Raw genomic sequence first — 24,647 nt, forward strand, 5'->3', positions numbered from 1 at the left:
GAATCGTCGGCACGGGGCAGGGGATCGGGAGTCACCCGGTTGACACCACCGCGGTCGGAGGTAATGTAGCACTCGAATTGGATCGATCAAATCCGCGGCATGAGCCGGCATTTGAACGATCGAACCCGTCGAGGAGGACGCATGGCACTGCCGACCGTCGCCGACGTCGCCCGCGTCGCGGGAGTGTCGCGGCAGACCGTCTCGAACGTGCTCAACAGCCCCGCGATCGTCCGCGCGGCCACTCGGGAGCGCGTCGAGGCGGCCATCGCCGATCTGAACTACCGCCCGCACGCCTCGGCCCGCCGCCTCCGCACGCGCAAGTCCGGCACGATCGGCATACGGATGGACCGCGTGCTCGACGGCGTCTCGGGCAGCCTGCTCGACCGGTTCCTCCACGCCGTGACCGAGCAGGCCGACGAGCGCGGGATGCGCATCCTCCTCTACACGGCACGGTCGCCGGAGGAGGAGATCGCGCAGATCGGCCGCCTGCGCGACGGCGCCGACGTCGACGCCTTCGTGCTCACCTCGACCTTCTACGGCGATCCGCGCACCGCGTGGCTCATCGACCAGGGCGTGCCCTTCGTGACGTTCGGCCGCCCGTGGGGAGTCGACGACGAGAACGATCCGCAGCACCTCTGGGTCGACGTCGACGGCGCCTCCGGAGTCGCGCAGGCGACCGAGCACCTCGTCACCGAGGGCTGCACCCGCATCGCCTTCCTCGGCTGGCCCGACGGGTCGGCGACGGGCGACGACCGGCGCAGCGGCTGGGAGCGGGTCCTCCGCGAGCGCCTCCCCGAGTCGCCGCTGACGGTCGCGGCGGCCGAGGACGACGTGCAGCGGGCGCGGTCGGCGGCGATGACCCTCCTCCGCGACGAGCCGGGGATCGACGGGCTGGTCTGCGCCTCCGACTCGCTGGCCCTCGGCGCGTCGATGGCGGCGGTGGCGGTCGGTCGAGCGCAGCTGCCGATCGTCGGCTTCGACAACACCCCGGTCGCGGCGGCGGTCGGGCTCTCGAGCGTCGAGCAGGACCTCGGCGCCGTCGCCGCGGGAGTGCTCGAGCTGCTGCTCGGCGAGCACGGCGACGACGTCGTCCACCGCGAGCTCGCCCCCGGCGAGGCGCACCGCCTGATCGAGCCGCACCTCGTCGTGCGGACGCCCCTGCACCAGCACTGACCCCACCCCCGGCCGCACCCGAGGCGGCCGACATCTCCCACGAAAGGCTCCGACCATGACACCCACCCACACCGCGGCACGATGGGGTGCCGCCCTGCTCGCCGGCGCGACGATGCTCGGCCTCGCGGCCTGCTCGAGCGGAGGCGGCGGCGACGACGGAGGGTCGGGCGACTCCGCCGGCCTCACCGTGATGATCGGCTCCTCCGGTGACGCCGAGACGACCGCCGTCACCGACGCGGTCACGAGCTGGGGCGAGGAGAACGGCACGACGGTCGACGTCGTCGCCGCGAGCGACCTCACGCAGCAGCTCGGCCAGGGCTTCTCGGGCGGCAACCCGCCCGATCTCTTCTACATGAGCTGGGACCAGTTCCAGACCTACGCGAGCAACCGCTACCTCGAGCCCTACGCGCAGGACGCCGGGAACGCCGACGCCTTCTATCCGGCGCTGCGCGACGCCTTCACCTACGACGACCAGTTCTACTGCGAGCCCAAGGACTTCTCGACGCTCGGCCTCATCATCAACACGGACCTCTGGGCGGCGGCCGGACTGACGGACGCCGACATCCCGACCGACTGGGCCTCGCTCGAGGCGGCCGCGACGACGCTCACCGCGAACGGCGTCGCCGGGCTCTCGTTCGGCGCGGAGTACGCCCGCATCGGCACGTTCATGAACCAGGCCGGCGGTTCGCTGCTGTCGGAGGACGGCCAGACGGTCACGGCGGACACCCCGGAGAACGTCGCGGGCCTCACCGAGGTGAAGAAGCTGCTGACCGACGGGACGCTGAAGTTCCCGGCCGACCTCGACTCCGGCTGGTCGGGCGAGGCGTTCGGCAAGGGCGCCGCCGCGATGGTCATCGAGGGCCCGTGGATCAACGGAGCGCTCGCCGCCGACTACCCCGACGTGAACTACACGGTCGCCGAGCTCCCCGCGGGCCCGGGCGGGAAGTCGACCTTCACCTTCAGCAACTGCTGGGGCATCCCGGTTGGCAGCGACACCGCGGACCAGGCCGAGTCGCTCGTGACCGCGCTCACCTCGGACGAGCAGCAGCTCGCCTTCTCGGACGCCTTCGGCGTGATCCCGTCGACCGAGACCGGGGCCGCGGAGTACGCGACCAAGTATCCCGAGAACGCCGCCTTCGTCTCGGGCAACGACTACGCCGTGAGCCCCGTCGCCTTCGCCGGCGCCGCGACCGTGATCACCGACTTCAACTCGGCCCTCGAGGGCCTGGCGACCGGCGATCCGGAGGCGATCCTCGCGGATCTGCAGACGAACCTGCAGGACGCGCTCGACACGGCCACCGCGCAGTAGCCCGACTCCGGGAGGCGGCGGACCCGACCGCCGCCCCCCGGTCCCACCCGCATCGCGAATCGTCGAAGGAGACGCATCGATGAGCACCACCGTCGCCGCGCGGAGGCGCCGTTCCGGCATCCGCGGGCACGAGGCCCGCTACGGCTGGCTCTTCACCCTGCCGGCCCTCGTCATCGTCGGCGTGTTCCTCGTCGTGCCGATCGGCCTCGCCCTCTGGGTCAGCGTCAGCAACTGGAACGGCCTCGGCTCCCCGCTCGGCCCGACCGCCCAGTTCGTCGGCGGCGACAACTACCGGGCCGTGCTCCTCGACTCCGGTCTCGCGCAGAAGGACTTCGGCACCGCGATCCGCAACAACGTCTACTACGTGCTGCTCGTCGTGCCGCTGCAGACCGCGCTCGCGCTGTTCCTCGCGGTGCAGGTCAACCGGCGGATCCTCCGCGGCCGCGGCTTCTTCCGCACCGCGTTCTACTTCCCCTCCGTCACCTCCTCGATCGCGATCACCGTGATCTTCCTCTTCCTCTTCAGCGCCTCCGGAGTGGTCAACGCGGTGCTCGGCTGGTTCGGCGCCGACGGCCCGACCTGGATGGCCGATCCGACCGGAGTGCTGCACAGCCTGCTCGGGCTGATCGGCCTCGACGGCACGGGCTTCGGGGGAACCGCGCCTCTCGGGCTGACCTGGTGGGACTGGCTGTCCGGCCCCTCCGTCGCGATGTGCGTGCTGATCACCATGGCGATCTTCACCACCTCGGGCACGTTCATGCTGCTGTTCCTCGCGGCGCTGCAGAACATCGGCGCCGAGATCGACGAGGCCGCGCTGATGGACGGCGCGGGGCCGCTGCGCAAGTTCTTCTCGGTGACGCTGCCGATGCTGCGCCCGACGCTCTTCACCGTGCTCACCCTCGGCCTCATCGGCACCTGGCAGGTGTTCGACCAGATCTACCTCACCGGAGGAGGGTCTCCGGGCAAGACGCTGCTCACCCCCGCCTACCTCGCCTACGAGTCGTCGTTCACCGATCTGCGCTGGGGCCAGGGCGCCGCGATCGCCTTCATCCTGTTCTTCATCATCGTCGTCCTCACGTTGCTGCAGCGCGCGATCCTCCGCGAGAAGGGCGAGCCCCGCAAGCGCGCGGGCCGCGCCGCCCGCGCCGACGCCGCGACGACCCTCACCACGGGAGGTGTGCGATGAGCACGCTCGTCTCCGACCGCACCACCGCCGACCCGACGCCGGAGGAGCAGCCCGCCCGCGTCCCGCACCGTCGCGTCACCCTCGGCGCCCGCGGTCGCGCCTCGCTCATCGGCGGCTACCTGCTGCTGATCGGGCTCGCGCTGGTCTACATCTACCCGTTCCTGATCTCGGTCGCCTCGTCGTTCAAGACCGACTCCGACGCGACCGCGAACCCGCTGTCGCTGCTCCCGGCGACCTGGTCGTTCGCCTCCTACGAGCGCCTCTTCACCGACGTGCCGCTGCCGCTGTGGACGCTGAACTCGGTGATCGTCACCGTGGTCGTCACGGTCGGCCGCGTGTTCTTCGACTCGCTCGCGGGCTACGCGCTCTCGCGGCTGCGCTTCCGCGGGCGCGGGCTGCTGTTCGCGCTGTTCATCGGAGTGATGAGCGTGCCGAGCGTCGTGCTGCTGATCCCGCGGTTCCTGATCCTCAAGCAGCTCGGGCTCTACGACAGCTACGCGGGGATGATCGTGCCGCTGATCGTGGACGCGGCGGGCATCTTCATCATGAAGCAGTTCTTCGACTCGATCCCACTGTCGATCGAGGAGGCCGCGCGGATCGACGGAGCGGGAGTGTTCCGCACGTTCCGCTCGATCGTGGTGCCGATGGCGCGGCCGGCGATCGTGACGCTGTTCATCCTGTCGTTCCAGGGCTCGTGGAACGAGTTCTCGCACTTCGTGGTGTCGCGGCAGTCGCCGGAGCTGAACACGCTGACCACCGGAGTCGCGTCGCTGGTCTCGGGCCAGCTGGGCACGGGCAACCAGTACCCGCTGCAGCTCGCGGCGGCGGTGCTGATGTCGATCCCGGTGGCCGTGCTCTTCTTCGTCTTCCAGAAGCGCATCATGAACACCACGGAGGGCGCCGAGAAGGGCTGACGCGGGGGCCCCTCCAGGCCGGCGCATCGACCAGCGAGGAGGGGGCGGGTGCGATCCGCAAGGGCACGCGGAAGGGGCGCCCCGCCGATGCGGAGCGCCCCTTCTCGAGCGCGGGTGCCTCTACTTCGCGAGGAACTCGAGGACGACGCGGTTCCACTCGTCGGCGTGGCTGACGTTGACGCCGTGCGGGGCGCCCGCGACGACGTACAGCTCGGAGCCGGGGATCGCCGCGTGCGTGCGCGCTCCCGAGCCCTCGAACGGAACGGTGCCGTCTCCGTCGCCGTGGATGACCAGCGTGGGGACCGAGACCTTCGGCAGGTCCTCGCGGAAGTCGGTCGTCGCGAACGCGGTCATGCAGGCCAGTGCGGCGTGCTTGGACGACTGCTTCGCGAGGGCGAGCGCGTCCTGGCGCTGCGCCTCCGTGACCTTGAGGACGCCGTCGACCGAGAAGAACTCGGTCGTGAACTGCTCGTAGAAGTCGTCCTCGCTCTTGGTGAGGCCGGCCGTCATCTCGGCGGCCGCCGACTTCTCGAGCGGACCCTCCGGGTTGTCGTCGGTCTTCATCAGGTACGGCGGCACCGCGGAGGCGAAGACGACGCTGTGCAGGCGCTCGGCACCGTACTTCGAGAAGTAGCGGGCCACCTCGCCGCCGCCCATCGAGAAGCCGACGAGCGAGACGTCCTGCAGGTCGAGCTCGGTGAGCAGCGTGTGCAGATCCTCGGTGAGGGTGTCGTAGCTGTACCCGGTGAGGGGCTTGTCGCTGCGACCGAAGCCGCGGCGGTCGTACGTGATGACGCGGTAGCCGGCGGCCGCGAAGGCCGGGACCTGCTCGCTCCAGGACTCGCCCGAGAGGGGCCAGCCGTGGATGAGGACGATCGGACGGCCCGAGCCGCCGGTGTCGTCGACGTGGAGGTCGGTGTCCTTGAAGAGTCCGTGGTGGGCGGTGATCTCTGCCATGAGTCGTGCTCCTTCCGGCGCCGAGGATCGGCGTCATTCAGCTGTTCGAAGGAGCGTCGCGCCGCGGATGGGGAGGAGGCTGGGAGGGGAGGGACCCTTGACAGCCCCTCCCCGCACTGGTTAAAGGATCGCGTCGACCGCGGCGAGGATCTCGTCGGTCTCGGTGCGCGTCGTGTAGTCGACGTGCACGTCGGCGAACTGCACGACTCCGGCCTCATCGAGCACCAGGACCGTCGGGAACGGGATCGCGGCGGTGTCGTCGGCGTTGGAGTCCTTGACCGCGAAGCCCAGCTCGGTGTGCGCGGCGACCGCGGCGTCGCTCGGAGCGGTGACGATGCCGAGCTCGGCCGCGAGCACGTTGCCCGGGTCGGAGACGACGGTGAAGCCGAGCTCGCCGTCCGCGACCGATCCGGAGGCGTCGGCCGTCTGCGGGCTCACGGCCACCAGCGTGACGCCGCGCTCCGCGAGCGCGGGCGCGAGGGTGGCGTTGTAGTGGCGCAGGGTGATGTTGCAGTACGGGCACCACGCGCCGCGGTAGAACACGAGCACCGCCGCTCCCCGGCCGAGGACGGAGGCGAGGTGGACGGTCTCGCCGCCGACGGTCAGAACCGTCGCGCTCGGCAGCCGGTCGCCGACCGAGACAGCGCCGTCGGGGACTCCGCTCGACACCAGGTCGGCCTGCTCGGCCGCGAAGACCGCGGCGAGCTCGTCGCCGATCGTCTCGTTGAAGCCGGTCGTGAACTCGGCGGACTGGGCGCCGATCGTCGAGGTGGTCTGCTCGGTGGGCATCGTCGTCTCCGTCCGGGCGGCCGTCGATCGGCCGTTCCCGGCGCGATCGTAGGTTCGATGCCTTCGAGTCGACCCCGAGAAGGGTCACATTTCGTCACGGAGCGGAGCCCGCCAGCACCGCGGTGAGCAGGCTCTCGAGGGCGCTGCCGAGCCCGGCGCGGCTCGGCCCGTCGTGATCGAGGTCGCCGTCGAGGATCGCGTCGGCCGTCGCGACGAGAACCGCCAGCGCCGGGGACGAGCGGACGGCGAGCAGAGGGCTCGACTCCGCTCGAGGGCTCAGCAGCTCGAGGCGCGCACTCGGCGCCCCGGTCGTGAGGGTCGCGGAGGCGGGCAGCGTCGTGAACCGGCCCCGCTCGACCGAGTCGGTCGCTCCGCTCGGCGTGGTGATCGTGACGACGCCCTCGAGGGGTACGACGAGCAGGAGGCCGGTGGACGCGTCCGGTCGACGCAGCGACGCGGCGGTGTGCCAGAGCCGCCGGACCGTCACTCCGGAGCCCGTCCACTCCTGTGGCACGAGGGTGAGCGTCGCCGCCTCCGCTTGCATCCCGCGTGAGCTCAGCCACTCGCGAGCGGCGGAGTCGCGCAGCGGCGTCACGGAGAGGTCCTGGGGTGCACGGTCACGATGGCTCCCTCGCGAGTCACGGCAGATGAGGAACCGTCAGTTTAGCCCGGCCGCAGGCGTCGCACCCCCATCGGCGGGAGTTCCGGCGCCGGACGCACGAGATGCCGCCCGGGTCGCGCGGAACACGACCGGGGCGGCATCTCAGGGGGAGGTGCGGGCTACTGGAATCCGCCCCCGCGGTCCTCCGGGTCCTCGATGGGGTCGGAGTCGGGCTTGTCGAGCGAGTACGTCACGTGGACCGCCTCGCCGACCTCCTTCGCGGCGACGGAGGTGTAGACCAGGTGGGTCTCCTGGCCGTCGACGGCCGCGTAGACGTCGACCTCCTTCTCGTACCCGCCGTCGGTGCTGACACGGGTCTCGGTCTGGCCGTCGAACGGCCCGCCCTGGAAGAAGGCGAGATAGCTCTCGCCCTCGGAGAGTTCGCGGATGTCGTTGCTCATGCCCCTAGTCCTACCACTGCAGGCGGAGCATCCGCGCGGCCTTGCACTCCGCCTACGGTGGAGGCATGACCGTCGTCCGCGCCGAGCCGCTCGCGATCCTCCGGCAGCGGACGAGCGCGAAGTGGCGGCTCCACCCCGAGGACGTGCTGCCGCTCTTCGTCGCCGAGACCGACTACCCGCTCGCGCCGGTGATCGCCGAGCGGCTCGTCGAGCGGGTGCGCGCCTCCGACACCGGCTACGCCTTCGGCCCCGGCCCGCTCGCGGGGGCGTTCGCCTCGTTCGCCGAGCGGCGCTGGGGCTGGCAGGTCGACTCCGCGCAGGTGCTGAGCACGACCGACGTCAGCGTCGCGATCCCCGAGACGCTGCGCGTCCTGCTGCCCCCGGCGAGCCGCGTCGTGATCACGCCGCCGGTGTACCCGCCGTTCTTCGAGCTGATCCCGGAGGCGGGGCACGAGGTCCTCGAGGTCGCGATGCTCGAGGAGTCGGGCGCGTACCGCCTCGACCTCGCCGGCATCGAGCGCGCCTTCGCGGCGGGAGCGGCCGCGATCCTGCTGTGCAACCCGCAGAACCCGCTCGGCCTCCCGCACCCTGCGTCCGAGCTCGCCGAGCTGGCGGCGCTCGCCGAGGAGCACGGGGCGATCGTGCTCTCCGACGAGATCCACGGACCGCTCGCGCGCACGGAGGACGGCTTCACACCGTTCCTCGCGGTGTCGGAGGCGGCCGCCAGGGTCGGCGTGTGCGCCACCTCCGCGAGCAAGGGCTGGAACCTGGCCGGGCTCAAGTGCGCGCTGATCGTGACGGCCGACGAGCGGCTCCACTCGGCGCTCGGACGGCTGCCGGAGGAGGTCGCCTGGCGGACGGGCCTGCTCGGCCTGCACGCGAGCGTCGCCGCGTTCGAGGAGGCGGAGGACTGGCTCGACGGGACGATCGCCGCGATCGACGAGAGCGCCGCGCTGCTCGGGACGCTGCTCGCCCGGCTGCTCCCCGCCGCTCGCTACCGTCGGCCGCGAGCGGGGTACCTCGCCTGGATCGACCTGCGCGACGCGGGACTCGGCGTCGATCCGGCCGCGGTGATCCTCGCCGAGGCGCGGGTGGCTCTCTCGTCGGGCGCCGACTTCGGCCGCGAGGGCCGCGGCTTCGTGCGGCTCAACCTCGCCTGCTCCCCGGAGGTGCTGGAGGAGGCGGTGACCCGCATCGCGAGGGCGGCGGCCTGCAGCCGGTTGGTCGGGTAGCCCCGTCGCCTTGCCTGCTGGTCGAGTAGCCGCCGCAGGCGGCGTATCGAGCGGCGAAGCCGCGATGCGTCTCGGTGGTGAGGGAAAAGAGGGCGCTCGTCGCCCTCCATGCTGGTCGAGTAGCCCCGCAGGGGCGTATCGAGACCCGCGAGCGTCAGCAGATCGGGCTTCTGATCTGGACTTCTGGCGCTGGTGGATCTCGATACGCCCGCTGCGCGGGCTACTCGATCAGCAAGGCAGCGACCACACGCAGGAGGTCACTTTTCCTAGGAGACCGACCAGCGTCAGCAGGTCAGGCTCCGGGCCTTGCCGTCTGACGGACGTGGATCTCGATACGCCCGCTGCGCGGGCTGCGGGCTCGATCAGCAGGCACGGCCGAGAACGTAGGATGACGGGGATGACGATCGGACGCCGCACCTTCCTGTCGGGAGCCGCCACGGGCGTCGGCCTCCTGGTCCTCGCGGGGTGCACGCCGCCGCGCCCGACGCCGACGCGCTCGGTCACGAAGGCGCCCGTCCCGACGGTGAGCACGACCGCCGTCCCGACGCCCGCCGCGTTCGTGCGCTCCGCCTGGGGCACCGACCCGTACTCGCTGGGCTCCGTCTCGTACCTGCCCGTCGGAGCGACGCCCGAGCACCGCGACGACCTCGCGCAGAACGTGCTCGACCGGCTGTTCTTCGCGGGCGAGGCCACCGACACCGAGGCGCCGGCGACGCTGCAGGGGGCCTGGAACTCCGGCGTGCGCGCGGCGGGCGAGATCGCCGCGATCGCGGCCGACGGCGAGCGCATCGCGATCATCGGCGCGGGGCTGGCCGGCGCGATCGCGGCGCGGCGCCTCCTCGACGCCGGCTACGACGTGACCCTCGTCGAGGCGCGCGACCGCGTCGGCGGCCGCATCGCGACCTCGACGCCCGACGGCTGGCCGATCGCCGTCGACACCGGCGCCTGGGCGCTGACCGAGGCCGGCCCGGCGCTGCGCGAGAGCGTGCTCGACGCGGGGATCTCCCTCTCGGCCATCGACCTCGCGACCGTCCGCTCGGTGGCCGCCGACGGCGGTGACCTCGACGTGCAGACCACCGGCCCCGAGGCCCTGACCCGCGCTCTCGAGTGGGGCGCCGAGCAGCAGGAGGACCTGCCCCTGACCGAGGCCTTCGCGGGCTCGGGCGCCCCCGACCCGGCGAGCGCGGAGCCGGGCGGCGGCGACGGCGACGCCGAGCGGGTGGCCGCCTACCTCGCCGGGAGCGCCGCCCTGCGCACGGGCGCCGCGACCGCCGAGCTGTCGGCCTGGTACGGGCTGGGCGACGCGTCGGCCGCGACCACCGCGGAGGATCTCAGCGACGCCTCCGACAGCAGCCTGACGGACGGACTCGCGCCCCTCGTCGAGACCCTGCTCGAGGACGTCGAGGTGTCGCTGCGCGCCGTCGTCAGCGGCATCGGCTACGACGAGGACGGCGCGAGCGTGCGTCTGGCGACGGGGGAGTCGTTCACCGCCGACCGCGTCCTGATCACCGTGCCGATCGGAGTGCTGCAGACCGACGCGATCGCCTTCGACCCCGCCCTGCCGTTCGCGCACCGGGCGGCGATCGCGGCGCTGGGCTCGGGAGTGGTCGACTCGCTCTGGCTGCGCTTCGACGAGCCGTTCTGGGACGTCGAGGCCGTGACCGCCTCGCGCTGGTCGCTCGTGGGCTCGGAGGCGGGCATCACCGAGTGGGTGAACCTGCAGCCGGTCACGGGGGAGGCCGTCCTCGTCGGAGTGTTCGGGGCCGATCAGGCGCTGTCGCTGCAGGCGCTGAGCGACGACGAGCTGCTCACGGTCGCGCAGACGGCGCTGGAGCCGTTCGCCGCCGTCTCCGGCTGACGAGTTCGCGCAGCCTCGCCAGCGGGCCCCGCCACTCCGTGCTGCGCGTCGCGCCGAGGGGGCGCACCCGGCTGAGGGCGACGACGAAGGCCGCGATGCCCGAGATGAGGCCGAGCACGATCACGTCGTAGAGCACGAAGGCGACCGGCCCGTCGACCTGACCCGGGTCGAGGAAGAAGTAGGGGTACCAGCCGATCAGCGCGCCGCGGACGAGGGTGATCACGCCCCAGACGATCGGGAAGCCGAGGACGGTGAGGGCCGAGCGCCAGCGCACCGGGTGCCGCCCCGGCCCGAGGAGCCAGTCGAGCAGGGCGATCGTCGGGATGACGAAGTGCAGGAGCGCGCTCGACCAGGGCACGTCGACCCGCACCCCGCGGTTGTTGGCCTCGACCGCGATGAGCCCGAAGACGATGCCCGAGACGACGATGTAGGTCAGCACCAGCGCGCGGAGGCTGCTGAGCCAGCGCGGCTCGCGCTCGCGGGCGAGGCCGAGGAGGCCCGAGAGGCCGAGCACGACGACTCCGGCCATGTTCGACTGCGTCGTGAAGTAGGCGAAGAAGTTGTCGATCTGGAAGGCGCGGAAGCCCAGCGTGTAGAAGAAGTCGGCGACGAGGCCCACGGCGCCCAGGCCCGCGAGTGCGAGTCGGAGGATCGCGAACGCCTTCCGCACACCGCTCCGATCCGTCGCACCCCGCCCGGCGGGCCGGACCATCGTGCGATTCTACGGTCGCCCCGCTCGGAGCTCCCTCCCGCAAGGGGGCCGTGCGCTCTCCGACCAGCGACGGACGCGGAGGAGGGATCGCCGACGTAGCGTCGGAGGATGACGCGATCGGACGAGGGCGCACCCAGGGGGCAGCAGGCCGCGTTCATGGTGCTCGGAGGCGTGTTCCTCGCGGTGTGCGCCGTGCTCGTCCTCACCGGGAACTCGGCCTGGATCGCGTTCCTCCCGGTCGGGATCACCTTCTTCGCGATCGGCGCCGCGGGGCGACCGGGCGAGCCGGCCGAGGCGGACTCCCCTCCGCCCTCCGAGGAGCCCGACGGCGTCGCGTCGGACGCCCCCGGGCGCTGAACGCACCGCGCGTCGGGCGACCGGGATACCGTGCACTATGCCGTTCACGCCGAGCCACGCCGTCGTCGCTCTCGCGTTCTCGAACGGGCGCATCCCGGCCGCCGCGGTGGCCGTCGGCGCGATGGTGCCCGATGTCGGCCTCTACCTGCCGGTGCGCTGGGCGCGGGAGTCGACCCACTCGCTCCTCGGCGTCGTGACGGTCGATCTGCTCCTCGGCGCGCTCGGCCTCCTGCTCTGGAGCGTGCTGCTCGCGCCTGCCTGGCGCGACCTCGCCCCGTGGATCGTGCGGGTCCGCCTTCGCCCGCCCCCGCGGCGACCGCGGGGCGCCCGCGCGTGGACCGTGACGCTGCTGCTCGCGGCGGCGGGCCTGGTGATCGGATCGGCCAGCCACGTGCTCTGGGACGGCTTCACCCACCTGGGCGGGCCGTTCGTCGCGGCGGCGCCCTTCCTGCAGCAGCAGTTCGGCCCGTTCCCCGGCTACAAGTGGGCGCAGTACGCGAGCGGGGTGCTGGGTCTGCTCGGCCTCGCGATCGGAGCGGCGGTCTGGTACGTCACACGGCGGCCGCATCCGATCAAGGAGGACGGCCGAGGGCCGGCCAGGCTCGCCGCGTGGACGGCCGTGCTCGCGGCGGCGATCGTGCCGGCCGGGATCGTGCTCGCGGGGACCGGTCTCGACCCGTTCGAGGAGGAGTACCGCTCGTACGTGGTCGACGCGGCGATCCTCGTGGTCAGCTGGACCGCCGTCGCGCTCGTCGTCGTGGCGCTGCTGTGGCGGCTCGCGGGCCTGCCGGTGCCTCGTCCTGAAGCAGGAGCGGATCCGTCGTGAGGAGGATGCGCAGGTGCATAGCCCGCCGATACCGTCGAGGTGGCCCGTTGGGGCGGGCCGCCTTCGGGGGAAGGCACAAGGGGAAATCGAGGGCCCGCAGGCTGAGCCGCGGGCCCTCTACCTCTGCCCGGGAGCTCCTCCCGGAGGCCGCCGGTCAGCGGCGCTTGGCGCGGTTGCGCGCGGCGGCGGAGGGTCGCTCCTGCGGCCGCCGCGGCGCGCCCTCGCCGGCGGCGCCCTTCGGCAGCACCGAGGCGGGCGGGATCGGGCGGCGCGTGACCGGGCGGACCGGCTCGCCGCGGCGGGCCTGACCGGGGATGGGGCGCGACCGGCGCCCGTAGATCACCTCGGAGGAGTCGAGCAGCCACGGCACCAGCGCCACGGTCACGCCGTGCACGAGCAGGAGCTTCTGCCGGATGCGGCGCGACTTGTGGTTGTGCAGCGGCGTCTCCCACCAGTGCCCGACGATGTACTGCGGCATGTAGACGGTGATGATCTCGGACCCGTGCTCGAGGCGGTGCGCCTTGATGTACTTGATCAGCGGGTAGGAGATGTCGCGGTAGGGCGAGGCGATGCAGCGCAGCGGCACCTCGATGTCCATGCTCGCCCAGTCGGCCTTGAGCTGCGCGGTCTGCGCGTCGTCGATGGAGGAGTGGATCGCCTCGAGGCTCTCGTGCCGCGCGGCGATCGCGTAGTCGAGCGCCTTCAGGGTCGGCTTGTTCATCCGGCCGACGAGCACGATCGCGTGGTCGCCGTTGGCGCCGAAGGTCGTGGTCGGGTCGACCTCGATCTCCTTCTCGACGTCGCGGTAGTAGCGGTACACGCCCGCCATCAGGAAGCCGAGGATCGGCATCACGAGGTAGACGAGCCAGGCGCCGTGGGTGAACTTGGTGATCGTGACGACGACGAGCACCGCGAAGGTGAGGGTGGCGCCGAACAGGTTGATGCCGAGGCTGGTGTAGACGGTGCGCGAGCCCTCGCCGTTCCTGATCATCCGGATCCAGTGCTTCACCATCCCCGACTGGCCGAGGGTGAACGAGACGAAGACGCCGATGATGTACAGCTGCACCAGGCTCGTCAGCGAGGCCTGGTAGACGAGCAGGATGATGGCGGCGACCAGCGCCAGGATGATCACTCCGTTGGAGTAGATCAGGCGGTCGCCGCGGGTGTTCAGCGACTTGGGCGCGTAGCCGTCGCGGGCGAGGACGGAGCCGAGCAGCGGGAAGCCGTTGAACGCCGTGTTGGCGGCCAGCAGCAGCACCGCGGCGGTCGCGGCCTGGATCACGAAGAAGAGGATCGTGTTGTTGCCGAAGGTGGCGGCGGCGACCTGCGCGATCACCGAGCGCTGGGGAGTCGTCTCGCAGTTCGCGAAGCCGACCAGGTCGCAGGCGCGCTCTGCGTAGTGCACGTCCGAGAGCAGTGCCAGCGCGGTGAGCCCGACGAAGAGGGTGATCGCGATCGTGCCCATCGCGACGAGGGTGCGCTGCGCGTTCTTGACCTTGGGCACGCGGAACGCGGGGACGCCGTTCGAGATGGCCTCGACTCCGGTCAGCGCGGCGCACCCGCTCGCGAAGGAGCGCAGGAGGAGGAGGACGACCGCGGCCTGCGTCAGCTGCTCGCCCTCGACGGTGAAGCCGGCCGACTCGGCGACCGGGGTGTCGCCGAAGGCGGTGCGGGCGAGTCCGACGACGACCATCACGAAGACGCTCGCGACGAAGAGGTAGGTGGGGACGGCGAAGGCCTTGCTCGACTCCGAGACGCCGCGGAGGTTGACGGCCGCCAGGAGCACCACGAACAGGATCGCGAGCTCGACTCGCAGCGGCGCGAGCTCGGGCACGGCCGAGATGATGTTGTCCACTCCCGAGGCGACCGAGACCGCCACCGTGAGGACGTAGTCGACGAGGAGCGCCGCGGCGACCGTGAGGCCGGCCGTCTCGCCGATGTTGGTGCGGGCGACCTCGTAGTCGCCGCCTCCCGAGGGGTAGGCCTTGATGAGCTGCCGGTAGCTCAGGACGACCACGACGAGCAGGACGACCACGCAGGCCGCGACCCACGGGGCGAAGGTGAGGAAGGAGAGGCCGCCGAGCATCAGGATCATCAGCAGCTCCTGCGGCGCGTAGGCCACGGAGGAGAGCGGGTCGCTGGCGAAGATGGGGAGCGCGAGGCGCTTGGGCAGCAGCTGCCCCTCGAGCTTGTCGCTGGGCAGCGGCTCGCCGATGAAGAAGTGCTTCGCGGTGCGGAGCTCGTTCGGGTCGGTGGGTAATTCCTCCGCGTCGGACGGCGGCGCCTCGTGTGTCACGAGCGACGACACTACTCCGCGCAAAGGGGGAGTCAAGCCGCGTGGACGCGGGGCGAACGGCGGCTGAACCCGCGCTGTGACCGGGGGTTTCGCGGGCGGGTCGACCGGGTCGCGCGGAAGGGTCATCATTTGTGGGACAGGGGGGCAAATGACCCCCGTACTGGGGCCACCCCAGATGCTGTGAAATCACCCGAAGTCTGTTGGAGTCGAGAGCGAGTCACTCCGACGGGGGGAGCGGGCGCGGTTCAGGCCGTCACCGCACGGAGAGACCCGCACTCCACGCCGCCTCCCGGCGCCTACCCGAGTCCCGCAGCAGCGGCGCGGGCGCCCTGTCCGTGCGCCCTCGATTCCTCGCACTCCACCACCGAACCGTCGGCCGAGACGCCGACAGAATCGACGGAACCCGTGTCCTCCCTTCGCACCGCTCCGGCCTCCGCGCCGCCGGCCCGATCCCTGCTCCGCCGAGCCGCGGGCCTCGCGACGGCGCTCGCCGTGGTCGGCGGCCTCGCCCTCGCCGGCTCCGCCCCCGCCCAGGCCGCCTCCGGCCGCTACCTCGTCACCGTCGACTCCAAGTCGGTCTCGCAGCAGCTCGTCTCGGCTCTCGGCATCGCCGACGAGATCCAGTACGACGGAGGCGTCGCCGGATTCACCGCGACCCTCACCGATCGCCAGAAGGCGCTCCTCGAGGCCGACTCGCGGATCCTCGGCGTCGCCTCGGCCGACCAGGTCGTCGAGGGCCAGGCCCAGACGATCCCCTCGCACGTGCTCACGGCGGAGGCCGACAAGGCTCCCGTGCGCGCGGGCGACGGAGTGACGAACTACTCCGGCCCGGCCGTCGCGGTCATCGACTCCGGCGTCAGCGCCCACCCCGACTACAACCTCGCCCAGCAGATCAACTGCTTCGGGTCCGGCACCGCCGCCGACGCCAACGGTCACGGCACCGGCGTCTCGGGCTACATGGCCGCCCTCGACAACGGCTCGGGAACGGTCGGCGTCGCCCCCGGCGCTCCCGTCTACTCCGTCCGTGCGCTCGACGCGAACAACCGCGGCACCACCGCGACCCTGATGTGCGCCCTCGACTGGGTGTCGGCCAACGCCGCGAAGTACAACATCAAGGTCGTCAACATGTCGCTCGCGACCTACGGCACCGACGACGGCAACTGCGGCCGCTCGAACGGCGACGTGATCCACCAGGCGATCTGCGACCTCGAGAGCAAGGGCGTCGTCACCGTCGGCTCGGCCGGCAACACCTCCGAGGACCTCGCGGGCTGGATCCCCGCCGCCTACGACGAGACCCTCGCCGTGACGAACTTCGCGAACTACGACGGCAAGCCCGGCGGACTCGCCTCGATCCCGTGCGCGTCGATCACCACCAAGGACGACACCGTCGCGGTCAACAGCAACTTCGCCGTCTCGGCCGCCGACCAGAAGCACACCATCGCCGCTCCGGGCATGTGCCCGTACACCACCAAGAAGGGCGGCTCGTACGCGTACATCCAGTCCGGCACGAGCATGGCGGCCGCGGCCGTCAGCGGCGTCGTCCTCGACTGCCTGAGCTCCGGTGGATCCTGCGTCGGCAAGACCCCGACGCAGATCCGCGCCCAGGTCATCGCGCAGGCGAAGGCCGCCACGACCCGCGGCCGCACCTTCCAGGGCGACCCGACGCGCGCGACCGCCGGCCGCTACTTCGGCTACGGCGTGAGCACCCTCCCGACCGGCACCGTGACGGAGCCGACCACGCCGCCCACGACGCCGCCGACCACTCCTCCCACCACGCCGCCGACGACGCCTCCCACCACGGCGCCTCCGACCACGCCGCCCACCACGCCTCCGGCGACGGCGCCCGACACCCAGAAGCCCACGGTCGCGATCACCTCGCCGGCCTCGGGCACGACGGTCACCGGCTCCATCCGACTGGTGGCCTCCGCCAGCGACAACGTCGGAGTGACGGCGGTCGCGTTCTACGCGGGATCGACGAAGCTCGGCAACGGCGTGAAGCAGTCGAACGGCACGTGGACGCTCTCGGCGAGCTCCGCCTCGTACCCGAACGGCAGCTACCAGGTGACGGCCAAGGCCCAGGACAAGGCCGGGAACCTCACGACCAGTGCAGCCGTCACGCTGCGCGTCGCCAACTGAGACGGTGTTCTCTTAGCCAAGAAAGAAGGGGAGGTGGGGGGAGGGGGGAGGGGGCTGGTTCTCTCCCCCTTGCTGATCGAGTAGCGCGCGCAGCGGGCGTATCGAGATCCCTGTCCGTCAGAAGGGCGGGGCAGAAGCTCGATCCGCTGAAGCCGGTGGGTCTCGATACGCCGCCTGCGGCGGCTACTCGACCAGCAGGGGAGGAGGGGCCGGAGGGCCGGTTCTCTGGGGGAAGTGTCCCGTTGCGGGAGGCCCCTCTGCTGACGCGGGTGGGGTCGGGGGCCGCTCTTCGGGAGGATCAGAAGTGCACGTCCCCATTCGGGGGTAACTCTTTTGCGGGGGGATGGGCAGAGGATGGGGCATGAGCCGTCTGCGTCCCGATTCCAGCCGTGTCGTCCAGTACTCCCGCTTCGGAGGGGCTGACGTCCTCGAGATCGCGGAGGTCGAGAGGCCGAAGCCCGGGGCGGGCGAGGTGCTCGTCGAGGTCCTCTCGGCGGGGGTGAACCACATGGAGGCGTTCATCCGGCAGGGGATGTTCGACTCCGACCACTCCGCTGTCTTCCCCATGCGGCAGGGCACCGACCTGGCCGGCACGGTCGTCGCGCTCGGCGATGGCGTCACCGATCTGAAGCTGCGCAGCGAGGTGGTGGGCCACGCGCTCGTCGGCTCGCACGCGACCCACGTCGTCGTGCCCCGCGAGAACCTGGTCGCGAAGCCGGCCTCGGTCAGCTGGGAGGTGGGCGGCGCCCTCTTCCTCGCGGGGGTCACCGCCTGGCGCGCTCTCGAGGCGGTCCGCGTGCGCGAGGGCGACACCGTCGTGGTGTCGGCCGCGGCCGGCGGAGTCGGCAGCCTCGAGATCCAGCTCGCGAAGCTCCGCGGAGCGACGGTGCTCGGCACGTGCGGCGAGCGCAACTTCGACTACCTCCGCCAGATCGGCGTGAAGCCCATCGTCTACGGCGACGGGATCGCCGACCGAATCCGAGCCGCGGCTCCGAACGGCGTGACCGCGTTCCTCGACAACTTCGGCGGCGACAACGCCGCGCTCGCGCAGGAGCTCGGCATCGAGCCCGGCCGCTTCCACTCCAGCGACGACCGCAAGGAGATCGAGCTGCGGGCCGTCTGGCCCGACCCCGAGACGGCGCGACGCGACACCGAGATCCTCGGCGAGCTGGTGACGCTGGTCGGGGCGCAGAAGCTGCGGGTGCTGGTCTCGGGCTTCTACCCGTTCGACCACATCCAGGACGCGTTCGACGACCTCGAGAAGCGGCACTCCCGCGGCAAGATCGTCCTCGGCATGAACCCCGTCGACTCCGCCCGCGTGACGAAGGCGCGCGACGTGCACGAGTCCCGCGCCTAGCGCCTCGCCGCCGGGCACCGCCGCGCCGCCAGAATGGTCCCCGGAGGCGCGCGGTGCGCCGGAGAAGGGGAGCCGCCGTGGAGGAACCGGTCGTCGCGATCATCTGGATCGTCTCGTTCGTCGTCGTCACCGTGATCGTGACGGGCCTCTCGGGGCGGGTGGGCTGGTCGGCTCCGGTCGCGTTAGTGCTCGTGGGGGCGCTGGTCTCGTTCGTGCCCGGCATCCCCGAGGTGGTGGTCGAGCCCGACGTGGTCCTCTACGGGATCCTGCCGCCGCTGCTCTACGCGGCGGCCATCCGCACCTCCGTGCTCGACGTCAGGGCCCGCGGCGACAGCATCCTGCTGCTCTCGGTGGGGCTCGTGGTCTTCACAGTGCTGGTCGTCGGTGCGGTGGCGTGGGCCGTCGTCCCGGCGATCTCGATCGCCGCCGCCCTCGCCTTCGGGGCGATCGTGGCGCCGACCGACGCGGTGGCGGTGACGGCGATCGCGGGGCGGCTCCGCCTCCCTCGGCGCATGCTCACGGTGCTCGAGGGCGAGAGCCTGCTCAACGACGCGACGGCGCTGGTCGCGCTGAACGCCTCCCTGCTCGCGATCGTGAGCACGGTGACGCCCGGCGGCATCGCGCTCGACTTCGTGCTGGCCGTCGTGGTCGGCGCGGGAGTGGGCGTCGTCATCGCCGTCGTGCTCGGATTCATCCGCAAGCAGGTGCAGTCGTCGGTGCTCGACACGAGCCTCTCGCTGGTGACGCCCTACGTCGCCTTCATCCCGGCGCAGCTGCTGCACGGCTCCGGAGTGCTCGCGGTGGTCGTCGCCGGGCTCTTCCTCGGCTTCCGCTCGCCGGTGATCCAGTCCGCGCAGGCGCGCATCGCGGAGTCGCTGAACTGGCGCACGATCCAGTTCCTGCTCGAGAACGCGGTGTTCCTGTTCATCGGGCTGAGCCTCTCCTCCGTCGTCGGTGCGACCGCCGACTCGGGCATCGGGGTCGGGGAGACGGTGGGCATCAGTGCGGCGATCCTCGCGGCGCTCATCGGCAGTCGCGTGCTGTGGATGTGCATGACGACGATGCTGTTCCGGCACGGACCGCGGCGGCTCCAGCAGCGCGGCTGGACCTGGCCGACCGCGATCGGGGTCTCGTTCGCGGGGATCCGCGGAGTGGTGACGCTGGCCGCGGCCTTCCTGCTGCCCGAGGAGACTCCGCAGCGGGCGTTCCTCCAGTTCCTCGCCTTCGTGGTCGTGGCCGGCACGCTCGTGGAGGGGCTCGCCCTGCCGCGCCTCGTCCGCGCGCTCGAGCTGCCGCCTCCGAACGAGATGCAGGAGCACGTCGAGAAGCAGATGCTGCTCGCCGAGGCGCAGACCGCCGGCCTCGCGCGACTCGACCAGGAGCCGCAGGACGGAGTCGAGGAGCGGGTGCTGGACCGGCTGCGGCGGAACGCGACGTTCCTCGCCGACGCACTCGAGAACCCTCCGGCCGACGGCGAGCCGCTCACCCGCTCGTACAACCGGCTGCGCCGCGTGATGATCGAGGCCGAGCGGGAGGCGGTGCTCAAGGCCCGCGCGGAGGGGCGCTACCAGGAGCCCGCGGTGGTCAGCGCGCTGGCGTTCCTCGACGTCGAGGAGGAGGCGCTGGCGGTCGGTCGGCAGTAGCCAACGCACTGGCCCGATGGGGTGGAATCCTATAGGATCGATGCTGTTCGGCCGCAGGGCCGCACGACTCGATGATGAGGAGCACCGCGCGCATGACCCGACTCTGGAACGAACCGGCCGACTTCGCCGACGACATGGTGGACGGCTTCGTCCGCGCCAACGGCCGCTGGGTCCGCAAGGTCGTCGGAGGCGTCTCGCGCTCGACCCGCTCCGAGGAGCCCGAGGTCGCCGTGGTCATCGGAGGCGGCTCCGGCCACTACCCCGCGTTCGCAGGCCTCGTCGGCCCGGGGCTCGCGCACGGCGCCGCGATGGGCAACCTCTTCGCCTCGCCGTCGGCGCACCAGGTCGAGAGCGTCGTCCGCGCGAGCGAGCAGGGCCGCGGCGTGCTGCTCAGCTACGGCAACTACGCCGGCGACGTGCTGCACTTCACCGCCGCGCAGGACGTGGTGCGCGCCGAGGGAATCGACTGCCGCACCGTCACCGTCACCGACGACATCTTCAGCGCCCCGCCCGCCGAGGCGCACAAGCGCCGCGGGATCGCGGGAGACCTCACCGTCTTCAAGGTCGCGGGCGCCGCGGCCGCCGCCGGCTACGACATCGACGGGGTCGAGCGCGTCGCCGTCGCGGCCAACGACCGCACCCGCTCGCTCGGCGTCGCCTTCACCGGCTGCACGCTGCCGGGAGCGGAGGAGCCGCTCTTCACGGTCCCCGAGGGACGGATGGCCGTCGGCCTCGGCATCCACGGCGAGCCCGGCATCGACGAGGTCGACATCCCGAGCGCGGCCGAGCTGGGCGAGCTGTTCGTCACCCACCTGCTCGCCGACGCCGAGATCCCCGAGGGCGTCTCGATCGACGGAGCGCGCGTCGTGCCGGTGCTCAACGGTCTCGGCTCGGTGAAGAGCGAGGAGCTCTTCGTCGTCTACAGCACGATCGCCGATCTCCTCGAGGCGCGCGGCGTGACCCTCGTCGACCCGCAGGTCGGCGAGTTCTGCACCAGCTTCGACATGGCGGGCGTCTCGCTCACCCTCTTCTGGGTCGACGACGAGCTCGAGACGCTGTGGACGGCTCCGAGCGACACCCCGGCCTACCGCACGGGGTCGGTCGACGGCGGGGCGCTCGTGGCGGTCGCCGCCTCGAGCGACGAGGTCGCGGAGGAGGAGCTGCCCGAGTCGACGGAGGAGTCCCGCGCCGCCGCGGTCGTGCTGGCCTCGGCGCTCGACGCCGTCCGCGCGGTGATCGACGCGAACGCCGACGAGCTCGGGCGCCTCGACTCCATCGCAGGAGACGGCGACCACGGCATCGGCATGAAGCGCGGCGCCCGGGCCGCAGCGGAGGAGGCCGCGTCGGTGCTCGAGCGCGGCGCCGGCGCGCAGTCGCTCCTGGCCCGCGCCGGCGACGCTTGGTCGGACCGGGCCGGCGGAACCTCCGGAGCGCTCTGGGGCGTCATCCTGAACACGCTCGGCGGTGCTCTCGGCGACGACCGCGCCGTGACCGCGCAGGACGTCAGCGCCGGCGCGACCGCCGCCTCCGACGCAGTGCGCGAGTACGGCAAGGCGACGATCGGCGACAAGACGATGGTCGACGCGCTCGCTCCGTTCGTGAACACCCTGGCCGAGCGGGTCTCGGCGGGCGAAGCGCTCGCCTCCGCCTGGACCACCGCCGCCGGTAGTGCCCGCGCCGCCGCCGACGCCACCTCCGACCTCATGCCCGGCCTCGGGAGGGCGCGCTCGCACGGCGAGAAGTCGCTCGGCACCCCCGACCCCGGAGCGATCTCGTTCGCGCTGATCGTCGAGACGATCGCCGCGCAGCTGACCGACACCACCGCCTCGACGAAGGAGACCCCGTGAGCACCACCTGGAGGATCGTCATCGGATCCGACGACGCCGGCTACGACTACAAGGAGATCCTCAAGCGCGATCTCGAGGCCGACGACCGCGTCGTCTCGGTGGTCGACGTCGGAGTCGACGCCGACGGGCACACCGCCTATCCGACCGTCGCGACCACCGCGGCCGAGAGGGTGGCGCGCGGCGAGGCCGACCGGGCCCTGCTGATCTGCGGCACCGGCCTCGGAGTCGCGATCGCGGCGAACAAGGTGCCGGGCATCCGCGCGGTGACCGCGCACGACAGCTACTCGGTCGAGCGGAGCGTGCTCTCGAACGACGCGCAGGTGCTCTGCATGGGCCAGCGCGTGGTCGGCATCGAGCTCGCGCGCCGCAACGTGCGCGAGTGGCTCGGCTACGTCTTCGACACCTCGAGCGCTTCGGCAGAGAAGGTCGCCGAGATCGTCGCGTACGAGAAGGCCTAGCCCCTCTCGGGGACGGGCGCCCGCGACTGCGTATGCTGGCGTCCTCCCCCACCGACGACACCGCGAGGCCCCTGATGACCGACCCCGTGTTCCGCCTCCCCGGTTCGGAGTCGATCGAACGGCGCGGCCTGCGCGACCACGTCTACGACCGCGTGCTCGACGTGCTCCTCGGCCCCGGCATCGAGCCGGGCATGCGGCTGTCGATCGACGCCGTCGCGCGGGAGCTCGGCGTCTCGCCGACGCCCGTGCGGGAGGCGCTCGTGCAGCTCGAGCGCACCGGCCTCGTCACGCGCGTGGCCAACAAGGGCTACCGGGTCGCGCCTCCGCTCGCCGACGACCAGCTCGACGCCCTGTTCGACGCGCGACTCGTGCTCGAGAGCGGCGCCGCGGCGCTCGCCTCGGCCCACGAGGCGGCGCTCGTGCCGCGGCTGCAGCAGGCGCTCCTCGAGCACGAGGAGATGACCGCGGTCGTGCGCGCCGCCTCCTCCGCGGGGGAGCTGCCGGTCGAGCTGCTGCGGGAGTACTTCGCGGTCGACTGGAACTTCCACCACCTCATCTTCGAGGGGACGCACAATCCGTTCCTGATCGACATGTCGGACGCGATCTCGACGCGGGTGCACCGCATGCGGCAGACGGTGCAGACCGGCATCAGCGACGCCGATGACGCCGTCATCGAGCACCGCGCGATCGTCGACGCGTTCGCCGAGGGCCCCGAGGCCGCCGCGGCGGCGATGCGCTCGCACATCGAGCGCGTCCGCGAGCGCTCGCGGCGCGACTCCGTGCGCTGAGCGGGCCGGCGCCGCGCAGGACCGCCGGAATTCATGCTGGTCGAGTAGCCGCCGGAGGCGGCGTATCGAGACCCACCGGCTCCAGCGGATCGGTTCCCGGACTCGGTCTTCTGGCGGACGTGGATCTCGATACGCCCGCTTTGCGGGCTACTCGATCAGCATGGGTGGATGGGCCGCACACGACGAAGGCCCGGCCGTGCGGAGCGACCGGGCCTTCGGGCGGACAGCGGGTCAGTGGCCCGCCTGCACGCTCGTCGTCTCGAGCAGCTCGTCCGCCTTGGAGCCGCGGAAGAACTTGGTGCTGAACATCATCGCCGAGGCGAGGAAGGCGAAGACGCCGAGGGAGACGACTCCCCAGACCCCGCTGTCGGTCGGGACGGCCTCGTTGAAGCCGTTGCGCATCAGCGGGGCGACGAAGCCGCCCAGGTTGCCCAGCGAGTTGATGAGGCCGATGCCGGCCGCGGCGGCCGCGCCGGTGAGGAACGCCGTCGGGTAGGCCCAGGTGATCGGTCCGACCGAGAGGAAGCTCGCCACCGCGAGGGTGATGAAGAGCAGGCCGAGGATCGGCTGCTCCGTCGCTCCCGCCCACGCCGATCCGAAGATCGAGAGGCCGGTGAAGATGTAGAACAGCGAGCCCCAGGAGCGGCGGCGGCGGATCGTGTTGGCGTGCTTGCCCACGTAGTAGCAGGCGAAGAGGCCGACGAGCCACGGGATGGCCGAGACGAGTCCGACCTGGAAGCCGACGTCCTGGCCGATCAGGTTCGCGACCTGCTGCGGGAGGTAGAAGGTCGTGCCGTAGACCGCGATCTGGAGGCAGAAGTAGATGACCGTGAAGTACCAGACCTTCCAGCTCGCCATCGCGCGCCAGATGCCGGTCGGTCCGTCGGCCTGCCGCACCGTGTCCTCGCGCTCCATCGCGGCGGTCAACGAGTCCTTCTCGCCCTGCGTCAGCCACTTCGCCTTCGACGGGTGGTTCGTCAGGAACTTCAGTGCCGCGATTCCCGCGATCACCGCGAGCACGCCCTCGACGAAGAACATCACCTGCCACCCCTCCCACGGGGTGATCTGGTTGCCGACGCTGATCAGGCCGCCGCTGAGCGGTGCGCCGAGCATCTGCGAGAACGGCTGCGCCAGGTAGAAGATCGAGAACATCTGGACGCGGACCTTGTTCGGGAACCACTCCGACAGGAACATGATGACGCCCGGGAAGAGCCCTGCCTCCGTCACGCCGAGCAGGAAGCGCAGGATGATGAACATCGTGTCGCCGGTCGTGAAGGCGAAGCAGGCCGCGACGATGCCCCAGGTCACCGCGATGCGGGCGAGCCAGAAGCGGGCGCCGAAGCGCTTCAGCAGCAGGTTGCTCGGGATCTCGAAGATCGCGTAGCCGATGAAGAAGATGCCGGCGCCGAGGGCGAACGCTCCGTCGGAGATGCCGCGGTCGACCGAGAGCGCCTCCTCCGCGAACCCGACATTGGTGCGGTCGAGGAACGCGACGAAGTAGAGGATGACGAGCATCGGCATGAGATGCCGGGACGCCTTGGAGATGGCGGATTTCAGTGCGGGATCACGGCTGGATCCGAGGGCCGCGGACGGCGAAGCGGTGGACAAGGCACTCTCCTTTGAGGGTTGACCGATGGTGCGGAGTGAGGGGCGCGGGACCCGGAGGGTCAGGCGCCGAGAGCGGGCAGGATCTGGGCGGCGCCGACTCCGACGAGGAGGATTCCGACGCCGAGGAAGATGAAGCGGC

The 24,647-nt window shown here is 71.5% G+C and carries 21 protein-coding genes; 14 read left to right on the plus strand and 7 right to left on the minus strand.

Annotation, left to right across the window (positions count from 1 at the left end):
• Positions 1-141: 141 nt before the first annotated feature.
• The 4 genes from GRS96_RS04240 to GRS96_RS04255 all read left to right on the plus strand — a co-directional run bounded on the left by GRS96_RS04240 (position 142) and on the right by GRS96_RS04255 (position 4,582).
• Positions 142-1,173, plus strand: a complete 1,032-nt coding sequence (locus GRS96_RS04240) for a LacI family DNA-binding transcriptional regulator (RefSeq protein ID WP_159987798.1) — start codon at positions 142-144, stop codon at positions 1,171-1,173.
• Between the two features lie 55 nt (positions 1,174-1,228).
• Positions 1,229-2,482 (plus strand): sugar ABC transporter substrate-binding protein, encoded by a 1,254-nt coding sequence (locus tag GRS96_RS04245; RefSeq protein WP_159857907.1) that lies wholly within the window; start codon positions 1,229-1,231, stop codon positions 2,480-2,482.
• Positions 2,483-2,561: 79 nt separating this feature from the next.
• Entirely contained in the window at positions 2,562-3,668 is a 1,107-nt protein-coding gene (locus GRS96_RS04250; protein WP_159987799.1) for a carbohydrate ABC transporter permease, read from the plus strand.
• Complete coding sequence (locus tag GRS96_RS04255) at positions 3,665-4,582, plus strand: carbohydrate ABC transporter permease (protein ID WP_159857903.1); 918 nt, start codon at positions 3,665-3,667, stop codon at positions 4,580-4,582. Before GRS96_RS04250 ends, GRS96_RS04255 begins: the two co-directional genes overlap by 4 nt.
• Before the next feature lie 120 nt (positions 4,583-4,702).
• Here the strand turns inward: GRS96_RS04255 and GRS96_RS04260 are convergent, their stop codons facing one another.
• From GRS96_RS04260 to GRS96_RS04275, 4 genes are all read right to left on the minus strand, one after another.
• Positions 4,703-5,539 carry an alpha/beta fold hydrolase gene (locus GRS96_RS04260; protein WP_159857901.1) on the minus strand — a complete coding sequence of 279 codons (837 nt, stop codon included), beginning with the start codon at positions 5,537-5,539 and terminating at the stop codon, positions 4,703-4,705.
• A gap of 120 nt (positions 5,540-5,659) precedes the next feature.
• Complete coding sequence (locus GRS96_RS04265) at positions 5,660-6,328, minus strand: peroxiredoxin-like family protein (RefSeq protein ID WP_159987800.1); 669 nt, start codon at positions 6,326-6,328, stop codon at positions 5,660-5,662.
• Positions 6,329-6,422: 94 nt separating this feature from the next.
• Positions 6,423-6,923: a hypothetical protein gene (locus tag GRS96_RS04270; protein ID WP_159987801.1), complete on the minus strand. Its 501-nt coding sequence runs from the start codon at positions 6,921-6,923 to the stop codon at positions 6,423-6,425.
• A gap of 185 nt (positions 6,924-7,108) precedes the next feature.
• Positions 7,109-7,390, minus strand: coding sequence for an oligoribonuclease (locus GRS96_RS04275; RefSeq protein ID WP_159857895.1), 282 nt, complete (start codon positions 7,388-7,390; stop codon positions 7,109-7,111).
• Between the two features lie 65 nt (positions 7,391-7,455).
• Between GRS96_RS04275 and GRS96_RS04280 the strand changes: the two genes are divergently transcribed.
• Positions 7,456-8,622, plus strand: coding sequence for a MalY/PatB family protein (locus GRS96_RS04280; protein ID WP_159987802.1), 1,167 nt, complete (start codon positions 7,456-7,458; stop codon positions 8,620-8,622).
• A 397-nt stretch (positions 8,623-9,019) separates the two neighbouring features.
• Positions 9,020-10,480, plus strand: coding sequence for an NAD(P)/FAD-dependent oxidoreductase (locus tag GRS96_RS04285; protein ID WP_159987803.1), 1,461 nt, complete (start codon positions 9,020-9,022; stop codon positions 10,478-10,480).
• Here the strand turns inward: GRS96_RS04285 and GRS96_RS04290 are convergent.
• Positions 10,431-11,192: a Pr6Pr family membrane protein gene (locus tag GRS96_RS04290; protein WP_159987804.1), complete on the minus strand. Its 762-nt coding sequence runs from the start codon at positions 11,190-11,192 to the stop codon at positions 10,431-10,433. The genes GRS96_RS04285 and GRS96_RS04290 overlap by 50 nt on opposite strands.
• 108 nt (positions 11,193-11,300) lie before the next feature.
• Between GRS96_RS04290 and GRS96_RS04295 the strand changes: the two genes are divergently transcribed.
• The gene (locus GRS96_RS04295; protein ID WP_159857889.1) at positions 11,301-11,549 is read left to right on the plus strand and encodes a hypothetical protein; all 249 of its coding nucleotides are present in this window, start codon (positions 11,301-11,303) and stop codon (positions 11,547-11,549) included.
• 37 nt (positions 11,550-11,586) lie between these two features.
• Positions 11,587-12,375 carry a DUF4184 family protein gene (locus GRS96_RS04300; protein WP_159857887.1) on the plus strand — a complete coding sequence of 263 codons (789 nt, stop codon included), beginning with the start codon at positions 11,587-11,589 and terminating at the stop codon, positions 12,373-12,375.
• Positions 12,376-12,529: 154 nt separating this feature from the next.
• Here GRS96_RS04300 and GRS96_RS04305 read toward each other — a convergent pair whose 3' ends face one another.
• The gene (locus GRS96_RS04305; protein ID WP_235022056.1) at positions 12,530-14,590 is read right to left on the minus strand and encodes an APC family permease; all 2,061 of its coding nucleotides are present in this window, start codon (positions 14,588-14,590) and stop codon (positions 12,530-12,532) included.
• Between the two features lie 486 nt (positions 14,591-15,076).
• Between GRS96_RS04305 and GRS96_RS04310 the strand changes: the two genes are divergently transcribed.
• The 6 genes from GRS96_RS04310 (at position 15,077) to GRS96_RS04335 (ending at position 22,900) form a co-directional block, all read left to right on the plus strand.
• The gene (locus GRS96_RS04310) at positions 15,077-16,807 is read left to right on the plus strand and encodes an Ig-like domain-containing protein (RefSeq protein ID WP_159987805.1); all 1,731 of its coding nucleotides are present in this window, start codon (positions 15,077-15,079) and stop codon (positions 16,805-16,807) included.
• A gap of 361 nt (positions 16,808-17,168) precedes the next feature.
• Complete coding sequence (locus GRS96_RS04315) at positions 17,169-18,164, plus strand: NADP-dependent oxidoreductase (RefSeq protein ID WP_159857881.1); 996 nt, start codon at positions 17,169-17,171, stop codon at positions 18,162-18,164.
• Positions 18,165-18,241: 77 nt separating this feature from the next.
• Positions 18,242-19,807 carry a cation:proton antiporter gene (locus tag GRS96_RS04320; RefSeq protein ID WP_159987806.1) on the plus strand — a complete coding sequence of 522 codons (1,566 nt, stop codon included), beginning with the start codon at positions 18,242-18,244 and terminating at the stop codon, positions 19,805-19,807.
• A 92-nt stretch (positions 19,808-19,899) separates the two neighbouring features.
• On the plus strand, positions 19,900-21,654 hold the full coding sequence (locus tag GRS96_RS04325) for a dihydroxyacetone kinase family protein (RefSeq protein WP_159987807.1): 1,755 nt from the start codon (positions 19,900-19,902) through the stop codon (positions 21,652-21,654).
• Positions 21,651-22,112, plus strand: a complete 462-nt coding sequence (locus tag GRS96_RS04330) for a ribose-5-phosphate isomerase (RefSeq protein ID WP_159857875.1) — start codon at positions 21,651-21,653, stop codon at positions 22,110-22,112. The genes GRS96_RS04325 and GRS96_RS04330 overlap by 4 nt, the downstream gene beginning before the upstream one ends.
• Before the next feature lie 74 nt (positions 22,113-22,186).
• A complete protein-coding gene (locus GRS96_RS04335) occupies positions 22,187-22,900 on the plus strand; it encodes a GntR family transcriptional regulator (protein WP_159987808.1) in 714 nt (237 codons plus the stop codon).
• A 231-nt stretch (positions 22,901-23,131) separates the two neighbouring features.
• Here GRS96_RS04335 and GRS96_RS04340 read toward each other — a convergent pair whose 3' ends face one another.
• A complete protein-coding gene (locus GRS96_RS04340) occupies positions 23,132-24,421 on the minus strand; it encodes an MFS transporter (protein ID WP_159987809.1) in 1,290 nt (429 codons plus the stop codon).
• Positions 24,422-24,647 lie beyond the last annotated feature (226 nt).

The organism is Rathayibacter sp. VKM Ac-2803, from assembly GCF_009807175.1.
In the GTDB taxonomy this organism is placed as follows: Bacteria; Actinomycetota; Actinomycetes; order Actinomycetales; family Microbacteriaceae; genus Rathayibacter.